This is a genomic window from Salinimicrobium flavum (assembly GCF_042684505.1).
GTDB lineage: Bacteria > Bacteroidota > Bacteroidia > Flavobacteriales > Flavobacteriaceae > Salinimicrobium > Salinimicrobium flavum.
The window spans coordinates 43,035-61,364 of the sequence record NZ_JBHULT010000008.1; the positions used below are offsets into that span (position 1 = coordinate 43,035).

At 44.3% G+C, this 18,330-nt stretch carries 16 protein-coding genes; 8 read left to right on the forward strand and 8 right to left on the reverse strand.

Annotation, left to right across the window (positions count from 1 at the left end; genetic code table 11):
- Positions 1 to 79: 79 nt before the first annotated feature.
- Positions 80 to 2,593, forward strand: coding sequence for a M14 family metallopeptidase (locus tag ACFSTG_RS08335; protein ID WP_380750979.1), 2,514 nt, complete (start codon positions 80 to 82; stop codon positions 2,591 to 2,593).
- Between the two features lie 256 nt (positions 2,594 to 2,849).
- On the opposite strand, the gene ACFSTG_RS08340 is transcribed toward ACFSTG_RS08335, so the two are convergent.
- The 4 genes from ACFSTG_RS08340 to ACFSTG_RS08355 all read right to left on the reverse strand — a co-directional run bounded on the left by ACFSTG_RS08340 (position 2,850) and on the right by ACFSTG_RS08355 (position 6,534).
- The gene (locus ACFSTG_RS08340) at positions 2,850 to 5,021 is read right to left on the reverse strand and encodes a TonB-dependent receptor (protein ID WP_380750982.1); all 2,172 of its coding nucleotides are present in this window, start codon (positions 5,019 to 5,021) and stop codon (positions 2,850 to 2,852) included.
- A 39-nt stretch (positions 5,022 to 5,060) separates the two neighbouring features.
- Positions 5,061 to 5,375, reverse strand: coding sequence for a hypothetical protein (locus tag ACFSTG_RS08345; RefSeq protein ID WP_380750985.1), 315 nt, complete (start codon positions 5,373 to 5,375; stop codon positions 5,061 to 5,063).
- A gap of 28 nt (positions 5,376 to 5,403) precedes the next feature.
- Positions 5,404 to 5,745, reverse strand: coding sequence for a tRNA-binding protein (locus tag ACFSTG_RS08350; RefSeq protein ID WP_380750988.1), 342 nt, complete (start codon positions 5,743 to 5,745; stop codon positions 5,404 to 5,406).
- Positions 5,746 to 6,075: 330 nt separating this feature from the next.
- Complete coding sequence (locus ACFSTG_RS08355; protein ID WP_380750991.1) at positions 6,076 to 6,534, reverse strand: Mpo1 family 2-hydroxy fatty acid dioxygenase; 459 nt, start codon at positions 6,532 to 6,534, stop codon at positions 6,076 to 6,078.
- Between the two features lie 88 nt (positions 6,535 to 6,622).
- Between ACFSTG_RS08355 and ACFSTG_RS08360 the strand changes: the two genes are divergently transcribed.
- Complete coding sequence (locus ACFSTG_RS08360) at positions 6,623 to 7,186, forward strand: thioredoxin family protein (RefSeq protein WP_380750994.1); 564 nt, start codon at positions 6,623 to 6,625, stop codon at positions 7,184 to 7,186.
- Positions 7,187 to 7,275: 89 nt separating this feature from the next.
- On the forward strand, positions 7,276 to 7,920 hold the full coding sequence (locus ACFSTG_RS08365) for a peroxiredoxin (protein WP_380750997.1): 645 nt from the start codon (positions 7,276 to 7,278) through the stop codon (positions 7,918 to 7,920).
- A gap of 113 nt (positions 7,921 to 8,033) precedes the next feature.
- Here the strand turns inward: ACFSTG_RS08365 and ACFSTG_RS08370 are convergent, their stop codons facing one another.
- The 3 genes from ACFSTG_RS08370 to ACFSTG_RS08380 all read right to left on the reverse strand — a co-directional run bounded on the left by ACFSTG_RS08370 (position 8,034) and on the right by ACFSTG_RS08380 (position 12,489).
- Positions 8,034 to 8,966 carry a peptidylprolyl isomerase gene (locus ACFSTG_RS08370; protein ID WP_380751000.1) on the reverse strand — a complete coding sequence of 311 codons (933 nt, stop codon included), beginning with the start codon at positions 8,964 to 8,966 and terminating at the stop codon, positions 8,034 to 8,036.
- 682 nt (positions 8,967 to 9,648) lie between these two features.
- Positions 9,649 to 9,957, reverse strand: coding sequence for a GIY-YIG nuclease family protein (locus ACFSTG_RS08375; RefSeq protein WP_380751003.1), 309 nt, complete (start codon positions 9,955 to 9,957; stop codon positions 9,649 to 9,651).
- Between the two features lie 333 nt (positions 9,958 to 10,290).
- Positions 10,291 to 12,489: a RecQ family ATP-dependent DNA helicase gene (locus ACFSTG_RS08380; protein ID WP_380751006.1), complete on the reverse strand. Its 2,199-nt coding sequence runs from the start codon at positions 12,487 to 12,489 to the stop codon at positions 10,291 to 10,293.
- A gap of 83 nt (positions 12,490 to 12,572) precedes the next feature.
- Between ACFSTG_RS08380 and ACFSTG_RS08385 the strand changes: the two genes are divergently transcribed.
- The 4 genes from ACFSTG_RS08385 (at position 12,573) to lptB (ending at position 15,588) form a co-directional block, all read left to right on the forward strand.
- Entirely contained in the window at positions 12,573 to 13,538 is a 966-nt protein-coding gene (locus ACFSTG_RS08385; protein WP_380751009.1) for a KpsF/GutQ family sugar-phosphate isomerase, read from the forward strand.
- Between the two features lies 1 nt (position 13,539).
- Positions 13,540 to 14,370, forward strand: coding sequence for a twin-arginine translocase subunit TatC (tatC, locus tag ACFSTG_RS08390; protein ID WP_380751012.1), 831 nt, complete (start codon positions 13,540 to 13,542; stop codon positions 14,368 to 14,370).
- A complete protein-coding gene (locus ACFSTG_RS08395) occupies positions 14,370 to 14,720 on the forward strand; it encodes a carboxymuconolactone decarboxylase family protein (RefSeq protein WP_380751015.1) in 351 nt (116 codons plus the stop codon). Before tatC ends, ACFSTG_RS08395 begins: the two co-directional genes overlap by 1 nt.
- A 127-nt stretch (positions 14,721 to 14,847) precedes the next feature.
- Positions 14,848 to 15,588, forward strand: a complete 741-nt coding sequence (lptB, locus tag ACFSTG_RS08400) for an LPS export ABC transporter ATP-binding protein (protein WP_380751018.1) — start codon at positions 14,848 to 14,850, stop codon at positions 15,586 to 15,588.
- Positions 15,589 to 15,671: 83 nt separating this feature from the next.
- On the opposite strand, the gene lnt is transcribed toward lptB, so the two are convergent.
- The gene (lnt, locus tag ACFSTG_RS08405) at positions 15,672 to 17,264 is read right to left on the reverse strand and encodes an apolipoprotein N-acyltransferase (RefSeq protein WP_380751021.1); all 1,593 of its coding nucleotides are present in this window, start codon (positions 17,262 to 17,264) and stop codon (positions 15,672 to 15,674) included.
- A 295-nt stretch (positions 17,265 to 17,559) separates the two neighbouring features.
- Between lnt and ACFSTG_RS08410 the strand changes: the two genes are divergently transcribed.
- Positions 17,560 to 18,324 (forward strand): CDP-alcohol phosphatidyltransferase family protein, encoded by a 765-nt coding sequence (locus ACFSTG_RS08410; RefSeq protein WP_380751024.1) that lies wholly within the window; start codon positions 17,560 to 17,562, stop codon positions 18,322 to 18,324.
- Positions 18,325 to 18,330: the final 6 nt, after the last annotated feature.

The following is an 18,330-nucleotide window of genomic DNA, read 5'->3' on the forward strand; positions in this document are numbered from 1 at the left end:
AAGAAATAATGCAGATCATTTAAACCGTCCGGGCGCAATCCGGGCGGTTTTTTTATATTAGACCCTCAAAAAAAATTCCATGAACAAGATCCTTTTTTCCCTTATCCTACTGTTAAGCCTGCAACTCACCGCTCAGGAAGACCTGGACCTTTCCTATTATTTACCACAGGACGTCTCCTATAACGATGAGATTCCCAAGCCTCAGGACATCCTGGGATACATTCCCGGGGAATGGCATGCCAATCATGACCAGGTAGTTAATTATATGAATACCCTGGCTGAAGCCTCTCCCAGAATAAGACTTGAAAATCGTGGCCGCACCTTTGAGAACCGGCCACTTATCCTGTTGATCATCACTTCGGAAGAGAACCAGGAAAACCTCGAAGAGATACGCCGGCAACATGTCGCGCTCACAGAACCGGGATCTGAAGATCTGGATCTTGAAAACATGCCTGTAGTGGTGAACCAGGGCTTCTCTATCCACGGAAATGAGGCCAGCGGTACAAATGCCGCTTTACTTGCAGCATATTATCTGGCTGCCGCCGAAGGGGAAGAAATTGAAGATTTACTTGAGAATACCGTAATTCTATTTGACCCTGCGTTCAACCCTGACGGCCTTCAGCGTTTCTCCTACTGGGCCAACACCAATAAGAGCGCCAATATCAACCCCGATCCCCAGGATAGGGAGTACAGTGAAGTATGGCCGGGAGGTCGTACCAACCACTACTGGTTTGACATGAACCGGGACTGGTTGCCGGTTCAATTACCCGAGAGCAGGGTAAGAATAGAGACCTTCCATCAATGGTATCCTAATATCCTCACAGACCACCACGAAATGGGACCCAATGCCTCCTTTTTCTTTCAACCGGGAATCCCCTCCAGGACGCATCCCCTCACTCCTGCCCTTAATCAGGAACTCACAAAGGAAATTGGGACCTACCATGCTGCCGCATTAGACAATATTGGGTCTTTATATTATACCGAAGAGAACTTCGATGATTTCTACTATGGAAAAGGTTCTACCTTCCCAGACATCCAGGGAAGCATCGGGATCCTGTTTGAGCAGGGAAGCTCCAGGGGACACGCCCAGGAAACCGATAATGGGATCCTTACTTTCCCATTCACTATAAAAAATCAATTCACAGCAGCTTTCTCTACTTTGGAGGCGGCGCAAAAAATGAGGGTTCAGCTTTTGGATTACCAGAGAAATTTCTACAGGAATGCCCGCAGGGAAGCTAAAAAAGGAGCTTACGCCTTCGGGAATTCCAAAGATGCTTCTTCGGCTTACCATTTAGCCGAAATTTTAAAACGGCACCAGGTGGAAGTGCGGGAGGTAAAAGAACAATTCAACGTCAAGGAAAAGACCTTCAAACCCGGAAGCAGTTTTATTGTTCCGAAGGACCAGAAACACCACCGACTGCTGGAAGCTATGTTTGAAAAAAGGACTCAGTTCACAGACAGCCTTTTCTATGATATTTCTGCCTGGTCACTGCCTCTTGCATTCAACCTCGATTTCACCGCAGGTGCTCCAATAAAGAATGCCGGCCAGACCATAGACAGCCTGACCGGGCCGGTAATAACCCTGCCCGAAAAAAGCCGGTATGCCTACTTGATGGAGTGGCATCCATATGAAGCACCTAAGGCGTTAAACCGCATCCTGAATCAGGGTATTAGAGCTAAAGTTGCTATGCAACCTTTCAGAAATGCAGAGCGCACTTTTGACTACGGCACCATTATGATCCCGGCTCAAAATCAGGATATGGATGCAGAGGAAATACACAAGTTCCTGGTCGATGTTGCTGAAGATGCCCACATTGGGATCACTGCCATAGAAACCGGATTGACCGCAGGTGTTAACCTGGGCAGTAATCAGTTCCGTGCCCTGGAACCTCAAAAAGTAGCCCTGCTGGTAGGTGACGGGATCACTCCTTATGACGCCGGCGAGGTATGGCACCTTTTTGATCAACGGTATGATATGAAGATCACCAAACTCGATCTTTCCCGGTTCTCCCGTGCAGACCTCAGCAGGTATACAGATATCATTCTTCCAAATGCCTGGGGAAATGCCGTGGGGGAAGAAGAAATGAAAAAATTAAAAGAATGGGTTCAAAACGGGGGTACTCTCATTGGATTTAAAAATGCCGCACAATGGTTTGAAAAAAATGATTTCATGGACCTGGAATTTATTGAAAATGACGTACAGGCCAAAAATGTCACTTTTGAACAACGTCGGGATTTCCGTGGTGCCCAGGGAATTGGGGGAGCCATTTTCGAAGCCAAACAGGACAGGTCGCACCCTGTCAACTTTGGATATAAAGATGATAAACTCGCTCTTTTCAGGGATACTACCATTTTTGTGAAAGCAGATTCCACCTCCTATAAAAATCCTTTGATGTATACTGAAGAACCCCTTTTGAGCGGGTATATCAGCGAGGAGAACCTGGAAATCCTGCCGGGAACTGTGCCGTTCAAGCACAACTCCATGGGTAGGGGAAATGTGATCCTGTTCACAGACAACACGAACTTCAGGGCTTTCTGGTATGGAACCAATAAGTTGCTTATGAACGCGATTTTCTTTGGTGATGAAATGTGATTTAGTAATGAGTAATGAGTAATTAGTATTGAGTATTGAGTATTGAGTATTGAGTATTGAGTACTGAGTATTGAGTACTGAGTACTGAGTATTGAGCTCTATATTCACTAAAAAAAAGAGGTTTCAAAAATGTGATTTTTGAAACCTCTTTTTTTTTGGCTAAAGCCCTGTATTTCTTGTTTTCCTCAACCCTCGGCTGAAGCCGGAGGTAATTTATACAAAGGGCTTTAGCCCAATGCGATCGTGTTATCAGTTTTTATAACCTGATCTTCACTCCCCCATTAATTACAAAACCATCAACAGGTGCATAAATATCCCTGAATTGTGGATCTGAAATGGAACCGGTGTAAATAGTATCGAAGCCGGTTTGGCGGGTATCGGTGAAGTTCTCAAAATTCAGGAAAATAGAGAAGCTCTCCCATTTTTTCTCTGTCATTAGTCCGAAGATCCAGTACTCCTGCCCTGTGGCACCGTCACCGAGTTCCTGTGGGCCAAAATAATAACCTTCAAGACCTATAACGAGGTTATCCTCCAGTTCATAAACCAGCACATTATTAAGTCGGTGCTGCGCCACCAGGGGCATTTCAGTTGACTCTCCGCCGTAGTGCTTATTGACATCGGCCAGAGTATAACCTGTGAACAGCTTAAAATTGCCGTAACCGAACCTCATGTTCGCTTCAAGACCTTTGGTGTCAATATATCCCTCCGGTTGAGTGTACTCGTAGAATTCCCCACCGGCATTACTAAGGATCAACGGGTCATCAACCTTAGTGTAAAAAAGTAAAGTATTCAAGCTGAAATCAATAGTTTCAAAAAGTTCAGTGCGGTAGTTAACATCAAGGTTGAGACCTATAGACCTTTCCGCTTCTGTTTCAGAAACATCTATTGGCATTACATTCTGGAACTGTATCCTTTCCGCATCTTCGGTAAAGATCGTCGGGGTTTTATAGCCCAGCCCCCCGCCTACCCTGGCGGTAACATTTTCAGAAAAATTGAACATGGCCGAAAGGCGCGGTAACAGGAAAAATCCGTAGTCATTTTGGTAGTCGGCACGTAGCCCTGATTCCAGGCTAAAGCTCCTGGATACGCTCCAGTTGTTCTGTAGAAAAGCCCCATAAGTGATGTGGTTATAGTCCACCACCTGTGAAGAAGGATTTGGATCTTCCTCAAAACGGTCAACGTTCAGGTTAAGACCTGCGATCCATTCCATCTCTGTGCTTCCAAAATTGTAAGCCACCTCATTAAAAGAAGCGAATTGATTTCCCGAAAAAACAAAATCGGGGATCTCGATCTTCCTGTCAAAAAAGCTGAAACTGTTCTTAATACTTAGATAAGAGCCGTCCAGGTAAAATTGATCAAATCCTACACGAGTAGTGATGCGCTCGGTATTATTGCGTTCAAAATAGGGATTCTGCACCTGCTCCCCTTCGATATAGTCAATATTCCCACCTGTTCTTTCCTCCACCACGGTATTTACGCCCACCTCTAAAGTAGTGCGGTCATTGAAATAGTAGAACAATCTAGGGTTCACGGTATACCGATTGAATTCGGGAATCGCGGTAAGCCCAATATCTGCCGGGTCATAAGGATTTCCGTAGTTATAAGAAGCAAAGACAGTAGTCCCTATCTTGTTCCAGGTATTGGAATAAAAAGCGCTCGCGTCAAGGCCGAGGGCAGAAGTTCCGTTCAGCAGAAGGTTAAGTTCTCCCTCCTTAGCTGGTTTTTTGGACACCAGGTTAACCAGGCCGGCAATGGCCCCGCCCCCGTACAAAGTGGAAGACGCCCCTTTGATCACCTCAACCTGTTGCAGGTCCAGTGGTACGATCTGTAAAAGACTCAATCCTCCCGAGAATCCGGAGTACAAAGGATAACCATCCTTGAGCAGCTGAGTGTACTTACCATCCAGTCCCTGTATCCTTATACTGGAATTATACGAGGTGGCAGATGTCTGCTGAGTCTGGATCCCGGTAGTTTCATTCAGTAACATCCTGATGTCCCCGGGTTTCATATTTCCTTTTTCCCCCAGTTCTTCCCCCGAGATCACTTCCACCCGTGTAGGCAGATCAGCAATTGTTCTTCTTGAACGAGTGGCTGAAATGATCACCTCCTCCATCTCTTCTCCCTTCGGAAACAAATAGATCACCACAGGCTCCTCATCTTTACTCGGAAATTCGAGCTGCATTTCGCGTGTCTCATAACCAACAAAACTGATAATTATGGTCTGTTTTCCATCAGGTATATTTTCCAGGACGAGCCGTCCTTCCTGATTGGTTGTCGCACCCAGGGTGGTTCCTTTAACTGAAGCGTTCGCACCTGGTAGCGGGCTGTTAGTTTGCGCATCAAGGATTTGCGCTTCAAACCGGTTTTGGGCATTTACCAGAGCTGTCATCAGCATAAGGGCAAATACCGCTAAATATTTTGGATTCATGATTTTCTTGATAATAAATAATGATACTTAAAAAGGAGATTATCCTTTATTTGAAAAGCTAAAGTTCATTATGGGTTTGGGAGGCTGCCAGATGGTTTCTGAAAATTCAGAAAAAAAGCGGTTTTCCGGCATCTTTATTTCTGTGACTGAGGGTTGCAGGTACAGGCTTATCTCCGGCAGCTCCTCCTGCAACACAAAGCCCACACAACTTCCACAACTTAGAAAAGGGGAACAGGTCTGTTCTGTACCCGTATGTTCTTCCACAGGCTCCTCTTCTGAACAGCTCTCCCAGCAACAGGGAATGGCATTCAAACTCAAAATAAGGATAGAAAAAATGATCCCGGCAATTTTCATGGGTGCAAATTTAAAAAAGCCTACCGGTTTAGCCCACTCTTAAACCATTTTCTACCTTAAAATCTGTATTGAGGAGTACTATGTCATTCTGATCCCCCACTGCTCCCAGCACCAGGCATTCACTCATGAAATTGGCGATCTGTTTCTTCGGAAAGTTCACCACTGCAATAACCTGCCGGTCCAACAATTTTTCTTTGGAATAGCGACGGGTGATCTGGGCTGAAGATTTAAGGATCCCGATCTCGGGACCAAAATCGATCTTTAACTGATAGGCGGGAGTCCGGGCTTCAGGAAAATCTGACACTTCAGTGATCGTTCCCACCCGCATTTCTATCTTTTCAAAATCATTCCAGGTAATCAAGTCTTCCATTTGGTTAAATGATTTAAGATAACAACTTTCAAAAATGGCATTTTTAAACGAATTTCAGAAGAATTCTTTTTTCAGAAAGCTTTTTCACACAAAACCCACGAAGATGAAAAGATGATCACAAAGAGAGCTGTGGAAATTTGCGAGATCTGCGGGAAACTTTTAATCTCACACCCCTTCAATTCTATTCATCCATCAAATAAAAAAATCAAAGCTCCATGAAAATCTGCGGATCCAGGAGGAAAGAAAGCTTAGAGCCAACAGCTTATGGCAGGCAGCTATTGACCAACAGCCATTCCACTCAATACTCACTACTCATTTCTCAATACTAAATCATCCAAACATCTTCTTGATCACCCACGCCGGGCCAATCAACAGAAACTGTACATCCTTCAAAAATGAGGGTTTTTTGCCTTCTATTTTATGTCCGTAGAACTGGCCGATCCAGGCTATGACAAAGATAATCAGTGAAACCAGCCAGAGGTTTGCTACCAGTGATATATAATAATTACCTGCAATGCAGAGCCCGGCAAAGATCAGGATCTTCAATCCCATGGAGAATGATAACTGAAAGTAAAAAAGCAAAACCAAAATAAGAGCTACTACTGCCCAATTCTCCAGAAATGGAATATACATGGGAAAAATCCCGGTTAATGGTCCCGGCGGAATGCTCATTAGCAAACCCACGATAGAAAAGAAGATCGCCGGTACACAGATGTAATGGATGGCTTTATTGGTCTCGTTCTGATGGCTCACCGAATATTCAGAAAACCACTCATCTAAAGTTCTCATCTTTCTGATTTTACCGGAACAAGATAGGAAATTTGGAAAAATTCCGGTAGAAATTCGTATTTTCAGGACCTTAAACCTTTCCGAAGAAATGGCTGAAACAGCATCAAACATGATCCCTCTGGGCACGCAGGCACCCGAATTCGAATTACCCGATTCGGTCACCGCTAACCTATATTCCCTAACCGACTTGCAGGGCGAAAAAGGAACGGTAGTAATGTTCCTCTGCAACCACTGCCCTTTTGTAAAACATATAGCAGATGAGATAGTGCGGGTGGCAAATGATTACAGAGTGCTGGGATTTGGATTTTTAGCCATTAGCAGCAATGACGTGGAACAGTATCCCGAAGACCACCCTGACCTGATGTGGAAATTTGCACGGAAACACAACTTCACTTTTCCCTACCTCTATGACCGCACCCAGGAAGTGGCCTGGAATTATAAGGCAGCCTGCACGCCAGATTTTTATTTGTTTGATGAAGACCTTAAACTTGTTTACCACGGCCAGCTCGACAATTCCCGTCCCGGCAACGGCATTCCTGTGAATGGTCGCGATCTCAGGGAGGCTTTAGATGCACTTATGAACAGCCGTAAAGTTCCCGGGCCTCAAAAACCAAGTGTGGGCTGTAGCATTAAATGGAAATACCGTCCTTAATTTTTAAGATAAGTTTACATCTTTAAAATAAGACTTCCATCTCTTTTATTCCGAAATTTAAGCTTATAAACCTTTAAAAATCAGAAACAATGAGTTCACTTAAATTAGGAGATAAAGCGCCGAATTTTGATGCGGAAACTTCAGAAGGAAAGATCAATTTTTACGATTACCTGGGAGACAGCTGGGGGATACTTTTTTCACATCCTGCAGATTACACCCCGGTGTGTACTACAGAGCTGGGTGCCGCCGCAAAATATAAGGATGAGTTTGAAAAACGGAATGTCAAAGTAATGGCACTTAGCGTTGACGGAGTGGAATCTCACAAAGACTGGATAAAGGATATAAACGAGACCCAGAATACCACGGTAAATTTTCCTATCATCGCAGATAAAGACCGAAAGGTTTCTGGTCTTTATGACATGATCCACCCCAATGCAGATGATACTCTTACGGTGCGCTCTGTCTACGTCATTGATCCCAACAAAAAAGTGAGACTAATGATCACCTACCCTGCAAGTACAGGAAGAAATTTCAAAGAATTGCTGCGGGTGATAGACTCTCTGCAGCTTACCGAAAATTATAAAGTGGCTACTCCTGCCGACTGGAAAGAAGGTGAGGATGTGGTGATTAGCACTTCCATTTCCAGTGAAGATGCAAAAAGCATGTTCCCAAAAGGTTTTAAAGAGATAAAACCGTATTTGAGAATGACTCCCCAGCCTAATAAAAAGGATTAACGGCTAACGGCTAACGGCTAACGGCTAACGGCTAACGGCTAACGGCTAACGGCTAAAATAAAAAACCTCAGCTCCTTGATGATACTGAGGTTTTTTTATTTTTAAAAAAGTCTTTACTTCACCTTAACTAACTCAACATCAAAGATAAGAGTAGCGTCGGGGGGGATTACTCCGCCGGCACCTCTGGATCCGTATGCCAGGTCTGAAGGGATCACGAATCGTGCCTGGTCTCCTTCTTTTAATAATTGGATTCCTTCATCCCATCCCTCGATCACATGACCTTTTCCCAGTGGAAATTCAATAGGCTGTTTTCTTTTGTATGAAGAGTCAAACACAGTCCCATCCGGGAGCATTCCTTTATAATGAACAGAAACCGTCTTACCCTTTTCGGCTTGTTTTCCATTTCCTTGAGAGATCATTTTATATCGAAGTCCGCTATTGGTCTGTTCAAAACCCTGGGCCAGTTCGCCCATTAGTTCTTCCTGTTGTTTTTTGGCTGCAGCTTCACGTTCGGCTTTCGCCCCGTTGAACTGCCTGAAGGTCTCTACTGCATTGAAATTCTTTGCAGCATCGCCTTCCCTGATGATCTCGAGCTTTTCGATCTTATCGCCTTGTTTGATGGCATCAACCACATCCTGCCCTTCAACTACGTGGCCAAAGACCGTATGTTTACCATCAAGCCAGGGAGTTTCCACGTGGGTAATAAAGAACTGGCTTCCGTTGGTTCCCGGCCCGGCATTTGCCATGGAAAGAATTCCGGGGCGGTCGTGTTTCAGGTCGGGGTGGATCTCATCCTCGAACTGGTATCCCGGTCCGCCAACTCCTGTTCCTTTAGGATCGCCTCCCTGCACCATAAAATCGGGGATTACCCGGTGAAAAATAAGTCCGTCGTAATATGGATCCCTCTGTGGTTTAGCCTCGTTCTCAAGGTTCCCCTCGGCCAGACCTACGAAGTTTCCAACCGTTCCCGGTGTTTTTTCATATTCAAGCTCTATCAAGATCTCTCCTTTAGAGGTATGGAATTTTGCATATAATCCGTCGTTCATAACTGTTTTTTAGGTTAAAAGTACAAAGATAAAGAAATGAATAATGTTTAATGTATAATGAATAGTGAAAGCAGGATCTTTAGAAGCAGGTGGGGGATTTTAGGAGGTGTTCCAACGTCAATTTGCATGGCAGGTAGAGGATGATGCCTTTCTCATACAAAATTCCGATCTCCATGTAGACTATTATGAACGATATATAGAGAAAAACCCCATTTGATATTTCGTCCCTACGGGACTTTTTGGCAGGGGTAAAATAACTCTGCTACCGGTAAAAGGTCCCTACGGGACCAACTTTAATCAAAATGAATTTCCTTTATAGAAAGAAGTAATTCCTCGTTCAGCATAAGCTGCGCTCTAAATAACAAAGGAGCGTGATGGTCATTTCACCTCGACATATCTTTAGAAAAATCTGCTCTGCGCACTAAAGATTCTTCACTTCGCTGCGCTTCGTTCTGAATGACAAAAGAATGCGACTGTCATTCCGACGATAGGAGGAATCTCTTCCTCGCACGAAAGATTTTAAACTACGCTGCGCTTCGTTCTGAATGACAAAAGGATGCGACTGTCATTCCGACGATAGGAGGAATCTCTTCCTAGTACTAAAGATTCTTCACTTCGCTGCGCTTCGTTCTGAATGACAAAAGGATGCGACTGTCATTCCGACGGAAGGAGGAATCTTAACTTATTCGATCTCACCATTTAAAAATTTCCATTCTGGATTATATTCCTTTATCATTCTTTCCTTTTTTTCTCTTCTCCAGCCTTTAATCTGCTTTTCCCTTTGGATAGCCAAATTAACATCCTGGAAATGCTCAAAATGGATCAGATAATAGCACCTATATCGGGTAGTAAAATGTTTGCTCAAAGCATCAGGATGGGTATGGAAATAAAGTCGAGCTTTTAAATCATTTGTAACTCCTGTGTACAGAACTGTTTTATTCTTATTCGTAAGGATATACACATAGTAATTATGAGTACCAAGAGTTTTCATATCTCAATTTAAGAAAAAAAGAAATTCCTCGTTCAGCATAAGCTGCGCTCTAAATAACAAAGGAGCGTGATGGTCATTTCACCCCGACATATCGGGAGAAAAATCTGCTCTACGCACTAAAGATTCTAAACTACGCTGCGTTTCGTTCTGAATGACAAAAGAATGCGACTGTCATTCCGACGATAGGAGGAATCTCTTCCTCGCACGAAAGATTCCTCACTTCGCTGCACTTCGTTCTGAATGACATGCGAGCTGCGCTTTGAATGACAAAAAATAAAAAAAACCGAAACTCTCGTCCCGGCTGTTATTCCTTAGTCATTATACCTTAAACCTTTAGTTGGCTACTTCACTGATAAACTTGATCCTGTATAATCTCAATTCTTCTTCATCGTAATCGCCATCAAATTCCTCGAGGGCATCTTCGATCTTATCGGTTTCGGCATCGATGAAATATTCATGGATCTCCTCCTGCTGGTCTTCATCGAGGATCTCATCGATCCAGTAGTTGATATTCAGTTTGGTACCACTGTAAACAATGGCTTCCATTTCTTTGATGAAATCATTCATCTCCATTCCCTTGGCAGCAGCGATATCATCTAACGGCAACTTCCGGTCGACATTCTGAATGATGTATAATTTAAGTCCGCTGTTTGCACCGGTTGTTTTGACCACCAAATCATCCGGTCGGGTGATGTCATTTTCTTCCACATAGCGGGCGATAAGGTCAGCGAATTCGTTTCCGTATTTCTTAGCCTTTCCTTCTCCTACTCCATGGATATTTCCCAGCTCTTCAACAGATACGGGGTACTTTAATGCCATATCTTCGATAGAGGGATCCTGAAAAACAACAAACGGGGGTACCCCCAATTTTTTGGCGACCTTCTTCCGAAGATCTTTTAGCATCTTCACCAGTTTCTCATCGGTGCCACCGCCGCCTTTGGCTGCAGTCACAATGCCATCATTACGGCCTACTTCATAGGTATGGTCTTCAGTCATCATGAAGGATTGAGGCTTCTCAAGGAACTTCTCTCCTTTCTTCGTGAGTTTTACTACTCCGTAGGATTCGATATCTTTCTTTAGATAACCTGCTACAAGCGCCTGGCGTAATAAGGCCATCCAGTATTTTGCTTCCCGGTCGCTTCCCTTTCCGAAGAGCTTATGCTCATCTGTATGGTGGGATTTGATCAAGGCATTGGATTTCCCAACCAGGGTGTTCACAACTTCCTTGGATTTGTACAGCTCTTTAGTGTCCTTTACGGTCTTTAACAACAGTTCCACCTCCTCCATGGCCTCATGCTGTTTCTTCGGATTACGAACGTTATCATCCATATCTGAACCTTCCCCGGTCTTCTCGTCAAATTCTTCCCCAAAATAGTGGAGAATGAATTTTCTTCGGGAAATGGAAGTTTCGGCAAAAGCGACCACCTCCTGCAAAAGAGCCTGGCCAATCTCCTGCTCTGCCACCGGTTTTCCGCTCATGAACTTTTCCAGCTTCTCAATATCCTTGTAGGAGTAGAAGGCAAGACAGTGGCCTTCGCCTCCATCCCTTCCGGCACGGCCGGTCTCCTGGTAATAACTTTCTATACTTTTTGGAATGTCATGGTGGATCACGAAACGCACATCGGGCTTATCGATCCCCATTCCGAAGGCAATGGTGGCTACCACCACATCAACATCTTCCATAAGGAACATGTCCTGGTGCCTGGATCGGGTTTTGGCATCAAGGCCGGCGTGATAAGGCACTGCCGAAATTCCGTTCACCTGCAGGGTCTGGGCGAGTTCCTCCACCCGCTTCCGGCTAAGACAATAGATGATACCCGTTTTTCCCTGGTTCTGTTTGACGAACCTGATGATATCAGCATCGACGTTCTTGGTCTTGGGCCTTATTTCGTAATACAGGTTAGGCCGGTTAAAAGAGGCTTTAAAAGTCCGGGCATCAGAAATACCCAGGTTCTTGAGGATATCCTCCTGTACTTTTGGCGTAGCTGTAGCCGTTAGACCAATGATAGGGATATTATCTCCTATTCGTTTTACGATATGTCGCAGGTTGCGGTATTCGGGCCTGAAGTCGTGTCCCCACTCACTGATACAGTGGGCTTCATCAATGGCCATAAATGATATCTTTACGTTGCGTAAAAACTCAACGTTCTCTTCTTTGGTAAGGGATTCGGGGGCTACGTATAATAGTTTAGTAATTCCGTTGGTAATGTCTTCTTTCACCTGTTTCACTTCGGTCTTGTTCAGGGAAGAATTCAACACATGCGCAATGCCGTGTTCCGAAGAAATTCCACGAATGGCATCTACCTGGTTTTTCATCAGGGCAATAAGCGGGGAGACCACAATGGCGGTCCCTTCTTTGATTAGGGCAGGCAACTGGTAGCACAAGGATTTTCCACCTCCGGTAGGCATGACCACAAAGGTATTATGGCCATTTACTATACTCTTTATTACCTCTTCCTGAAGGCCTTTGAACTGGCTGAAACCAAAGTATTTTTTAAGCTGTTCGTGTAAGTTGATTTCCTGCGAAGTCATTCAATTGTGTTACAATTTTACATACATTTGCACAATTAAAGATACATTTTTCTTTAGTTCATGCAATTCATAATTCTACAAATTTGACACCTCAAGAAAAAATACTTTCTGTTGCCAGAGAGACGATTTTAACTGAAGCAAAAGCGATAACAAATTTAGAGCAATTATTAGACCAAGATTTTGTTAAAGCGGTCCAGGCCATATACGAATCCAAAGGTAGAGTTATTATTACAGGAATAGGAAAAAGTGCGGTAATTGCTACAAAAATTGTTGCTACTCTTAATTCCACAGGCACCCCTGCCGTGTTCATGCATGCGGCAGATGCGATTCACGGAGATTTAGGTACCATTTTGCAGGATGACGTGGTAATATGCATCTCCAAAAGCGGAAATACCCCCGAGATCAAGGTGCTGGTTCCGCTCATAAAGAACTTCAAAAATACCCTTATCGGGATCACCGGAAATATCGATTCTTTTTTGGGACAGCAAGCAGATTTCACGCTGAACTCCTATGTAGAAAAAGAGGCTTGCCCCCATAATCTTGCACCAACAACAAGTACCACGGCACAGCTTGTGCTAGGAGATGCCCTGGCAGTTTGCCTTTTGGACCTGCGTGGCTTTTCCAGCAAGGACTTCGCTAAATACCATCCGGGTGGAGCACTGGGTAAAAAGCTCTATTTAAGAGTAAGCGACATTGCTGACCAGAACCAAAAACCAGAGGTTACTCCTAATACCCCCATTCCCCAGGTGATCATTGAGATCTCCGAAAAAATGCTGGGAGTGGCTGCAGTTGTTGAAAATGATAAAATTATTGGTATAGTGACCGATGGAGATATAAGAAGAATGCTCCATAAAAGCACAGAAATTTCGGGCTTGCTCGCCAAAGATATCATGAGTAAAAACCCAAAGACCATAGATCATAATGCCATGGCAATAGATGCTCTTGATGTGCTTGAGGAAAATAAGATCTCGCAATTACTGGCGGTGAAAAATGACAAATATTATGGGGTGGTGCACTTACACAACCTGATAAGAGAAGGAATAATCTAGGATGGCGAAAATAAAAAAACCATCCGACGAAATGTCTTTTTTGGATCACCTGGAGGATTTGCGCTGGCATTTGATCAGGGCGACCCTTGCTGTGGTGATCGCAGGTACAGCTGCTTTTTTGGCCAAAGGCTTCATCTTTGACGTCTTGCTCTTCGGCCCCACCAATGCAGATTTTTTCACCTATGATATCCTATGCAGGCTTTCAACAGCCGTAGGACTCGAGGGTGGCTTCTGCTTTGAAAAGATGCCGTTCACCATACAATCCCGTACCATGGGTGGGCAATTCTCGGCACACGTCTGGACGTCCATCACGGCAGGCTTCATTATTTCCTTTCCATATGTGATCTATGAATTCTGGAGATTCATTTCCCCGGGGATGTATGCCAATGAACGAAATACCGCAAGGGGTTTTATTTTCATCTCTTCCCTGCTGTTCTTTTTAGGGGTTTTGTTCGGGTATTACCTGGTAACCCCCTTGTCTATTAATTTCCTCGGAAAGTACCAGGTTAGCGACGTGGTACTTAATGAATTTGACATTGGCAGTTATATTAGCCTGGTAAGATCTTCGGTGCTTGCCTGCGGCCTGATATTTGAGTTACCCATTATCATTTATTTCCTGACCAAGATTGGGCTGGTGACGCCCGAATTCCTTCGGAAGTACAGGAAATTTGCACTGGTGATCGTTTTGATACTATCAGCTATCATAACTCCTCCCGATATATTGAGTCAGATCATTGTAGCGATTCCAGTACTGGTGTTATATGAATTAAGCATAGTGATCGCCAAAATTGTAACCAAAAAAGAAGAAAAGAAACTAAGAACACAGAAGTGATGAAGAATCAGGTAGAAGAATTCAATGAATACCGCCAAAAGATGAACGATAAGATCCTTGGCGACAACAATAAGATCATTAAACGCATATTTAACCTCGACACCAACGCCTTTTCCGCAGGAGCCCTCGATGTCAAGACCAAGGAATTACTCGGCCTTGTAGCATCGACCGTACTGCGATGTGATGACTGTGTGAAATACCACCTCGAAACCAGCTACAAAGAAGGCATTTCCAAGGAGGAAGTTATGGAAGCTTTAAGCATCGCTACCCTGGTGGGAGGAACTATTGTGATCCCGCATTTGAGGAGAGCATATGAGTATTGGGAAACTTTGGAAACGTATAAGGATTAATGAGTAAGGATTAACGTGGCAATCTTATTTTCCGACGATCCTCATTAAATAATCCATCCTGAAAATTTCATATATTTAGTGAACCTCAATATCTCAATACTCATATCTCAATACTAATATCTACAGAATGAAGTTATACGCTGAAAGTCTTGTAAAATCCTACAAAGGAAGAGAAGTTGTAAAAGGAATTTCCCTGGAAGTGAACCAGGGAGAGATCGTGGGACTATTGGGTCCTAACGGGGCCGGAAAGACTACCTCTTTCTATATGATCGTGGGATTGATCAAACCTAATGGCGGAAGGATCTTTCTGGACAGGGAGAACATCACAAAATTCCCCATGTACAAACGGGCCCAATACGGGATAGGTTACCTGGCGCAGGAAGCTTCTGTTTTCCGGAAGCTAAGCATCGAAGATAACATCATGAGCGTACTGGAATTGACAAAACTTTCAAAGAAAGAACGGGTAATGAAGATGGAATCCCTCATTGAGGAATTTGGATTGGGGCATATCAGGAAAAACCGCGGAGACCTTTTGAGTGGTGGGGAACGCCGTCGAACCGAGATCGCCCGTGCCCTGGCTACAGATCCTAATTTTATCCTGCTTGATGAACCTTTCGCGGGTGTCGACCCTGTTGCGGTAGAAGATATTCAGCGTATCGTGGCACAGCTAAAGGACAAGAACATTGGGATTCTCATAACAGATCACAACGTACAGGAAACCCTGGCGATTACAGACCGTACTTATCTAATGTTCGAGGGTCGCATCCTTAAAGCCGGAATTCCTGAAGAACTCGCCGAAGACGAAATGGTAAGAAAGGTGTACCTGGGACAGAATTTCGAACTTCGTAAGAAAAAGCTTTTTAATTAGATTTTCCCGGCCACCAATAACTTTCCGTTTGGTTTTGTTTAGACACAGGTAGAAGTTAAAATAATTTTCAGCTCTCCGGGAAGCTATATTTTCCTGCTGCGTTTCCATTTTACCATTGCAAAAAGAAAGATGAAAAGTGCAAGGAATTGGGAGATCCTAGCAATATAATCGCCGTGCCGGGTGTAAAAGGTGATCTTGTCATTAAGGCTAACCTTTCCACGCAGAGCACCCTGTTCCTCGTATCCTAAGGAAGCCGTAATCTCCCCTTTTTCATTGATAAAGGCAGAGATCCCTGTGTTGGCGCTGCGGGCAATAGCACGACGGTTCTCAATAGCACGTAACCGGGCATAACTAAGATGTTGTTTATGTCCCTGGGTTTCCCCCCACCATGCGTCATTGGTGATGATGGCAAGAAAATTTGCCCCGTTGTTGACATAGCCCGTCACAAAATCTCCGTAAACAGATTCATAGCAAATGATAGGTCCTACCCCTTCAGAACCTCTGACGTCAAAAACGCCCCGCTCCTCTTGAGTGGTTTTCATGGCTACCGTACCTCCCAGATCGATCATGACATCTCCCACTACCGGCCGCAAGACTTCCTGATAAGGAAAATTTTCCACCCCTACCACCAGTTTGGATTTATGGTAAAAGCGCACAGAGTCATTGGCGCTTATCATAAAAGCCGAGTTATAGTCATCATACCAGTCTCCTGGCTGGATCTGGTTACTTTGACCGGTTACCCGCGAAGGATCACTGAAGCGGTCATACATGGAGATCCCGCTGAGGAAGTCAATTTGAGGATGCCTGCGCACGATTTCCCGGCTAAAGAAGTTAGCTTCAGATTCCTCAAACCTGCTCAACACAGTCCCGTCTGCAAACACAGTTTCAGGGGCAATGACAATTTGGGTTTCAGGGGTGATATTCTCTTCGGCCAGTTTGGTGAGCAGTTCCCCTATCCGGGTATCATTGGTATTGTATTTTTCGGTGTAGGGATTCACATTCGGCTGGAGCACAACAGCTTCAAGACTCTGCGGACTCTCCTCATAATTTGCCAGGATGATATAGGAAATAATTATGGGCAGCAGGATAAGGAGTCCGGTTTTCAGCATTCCGCGAAAAATAATGGCTTTATCCCGGTGCTGCCGGTAAAGCAATATCATTTTCAGGATCCCAAAATTCGCGAGCAATACCCAAAGCGTTCCGCCGAAGGTTCCCGTGTATTCATACCACTGTATCCATTGGGTATGTTCAGAAAAAACATTTCCCAGGTTAAGCCAGGGCCAGGAAAATTCCCAGTTGAGGTGCAGGTATTCAAAAGCGATCCAGATGGAGATAAAAAAAGAAGCAGCAGCCTTAAAATTTACCCTTTTCGCTACTATATGAAAAATAAGGAAAACCACCGCCATGAGCAGTGAGTTGACCGTTATTGCGAATATTCCTCCAAATGGAGTTGAGAAATAGAGCCAGTAGGTGGTAATGAGGTTCCAGAGAAAAAAACTGAGGTACGACAAGCCGAAGATCTTCCATTTTTTCCACCTGCTCCCAGACGTTCGGACCGAAAATTCTGCCAGCAACAGGGGAACAAAAGCGAAGAAAAGCACCAGCGGGACTCCATAAGTAGGCCAGCTCATCGCCAATAGGATACCTGAAAGTAATGCGTAAGAGAAATTTTTCATTGGGACCTTTGATGGCCAAATTTACAAATAATAAAAACTTTATTTATTAAAAAGCCTGCGGCTCCTTGATTATGGTTTGCTCAAGGTTCCAAATTTATTTTTGTGCTTAAATCCAGACATTTGTTGGTCTTTTTTCCTGCGGAAATCTGAGAGCTCTGCGGGAAAAAATTTCAACCTTGATCTTTCAGTGCTCTTAATTGAAAACTTCGTGATGTGTGAGATTAAGTAAGAGAGCCAAAAATGGAAAAAATACACCTTGCGGAAGTTTTTACTATTTTTACCCAAAACCAACCATATGAGCTTCGCCAGGCATATTCCCAACAGCATCACTTTACTTAATCTTCTCTGCGGAAGTATCGCTACCATTTTTGCGGTGCAGGGAAACCTGGTCATGGCAGCGATCTTTGTCGCCCTGGGGATCTTCTTTGATTTTTTTGACGGACTCGCAGCAAGGATGCTTAATGTCAAAAGTGAGCTCGGGTTGCAGCTGGATTCCCTTGCTGATATGGTGACAAGCGGGGTGGTTCCCGGCATCATTATGTTCCAGCTCTTTCTGAAAGCACTACCCGGAGATCAGACTACCAATAGAGACTGGACCTCGGGACAGGACCTGCTGGAATGGAATTTTCCGGTTTTGGCGCTAATTGGCCTGCTGGTGACCCTGGCTTCGGGATACCGGCTTGCGAAGTTCAATATTGATGACCGTCAAACCGATTCCTTCATCGGACTCCCTACCCCTGCAAATGCTTTGCTGATCATAAGTCTGCCGTTGATCCTGATATTTCAGCCGCAGCCGTTCCTGGTAGATATCATTTTGAACCCATGGTTCCTTACCGCACTTACACTTTTTAGCTGCTTTATGCTGAACGCTGAAGTTCCCCTCTTCGCGCTCAAGTTTAGTACCTGGTCTTTTGCGGATAACAAACTGAGATATTTCTTTTTGTTGTTCTGTGTCCTCCTGCTGGTCTTCCTGCAGTTTGCCGCCATCCCGCTGATCATCTTTAGTTATGTGATCCTTTCCCTGCTCTCTAACAAAAGAAAAACCGAAGTTCAGGCCTAATTAAGG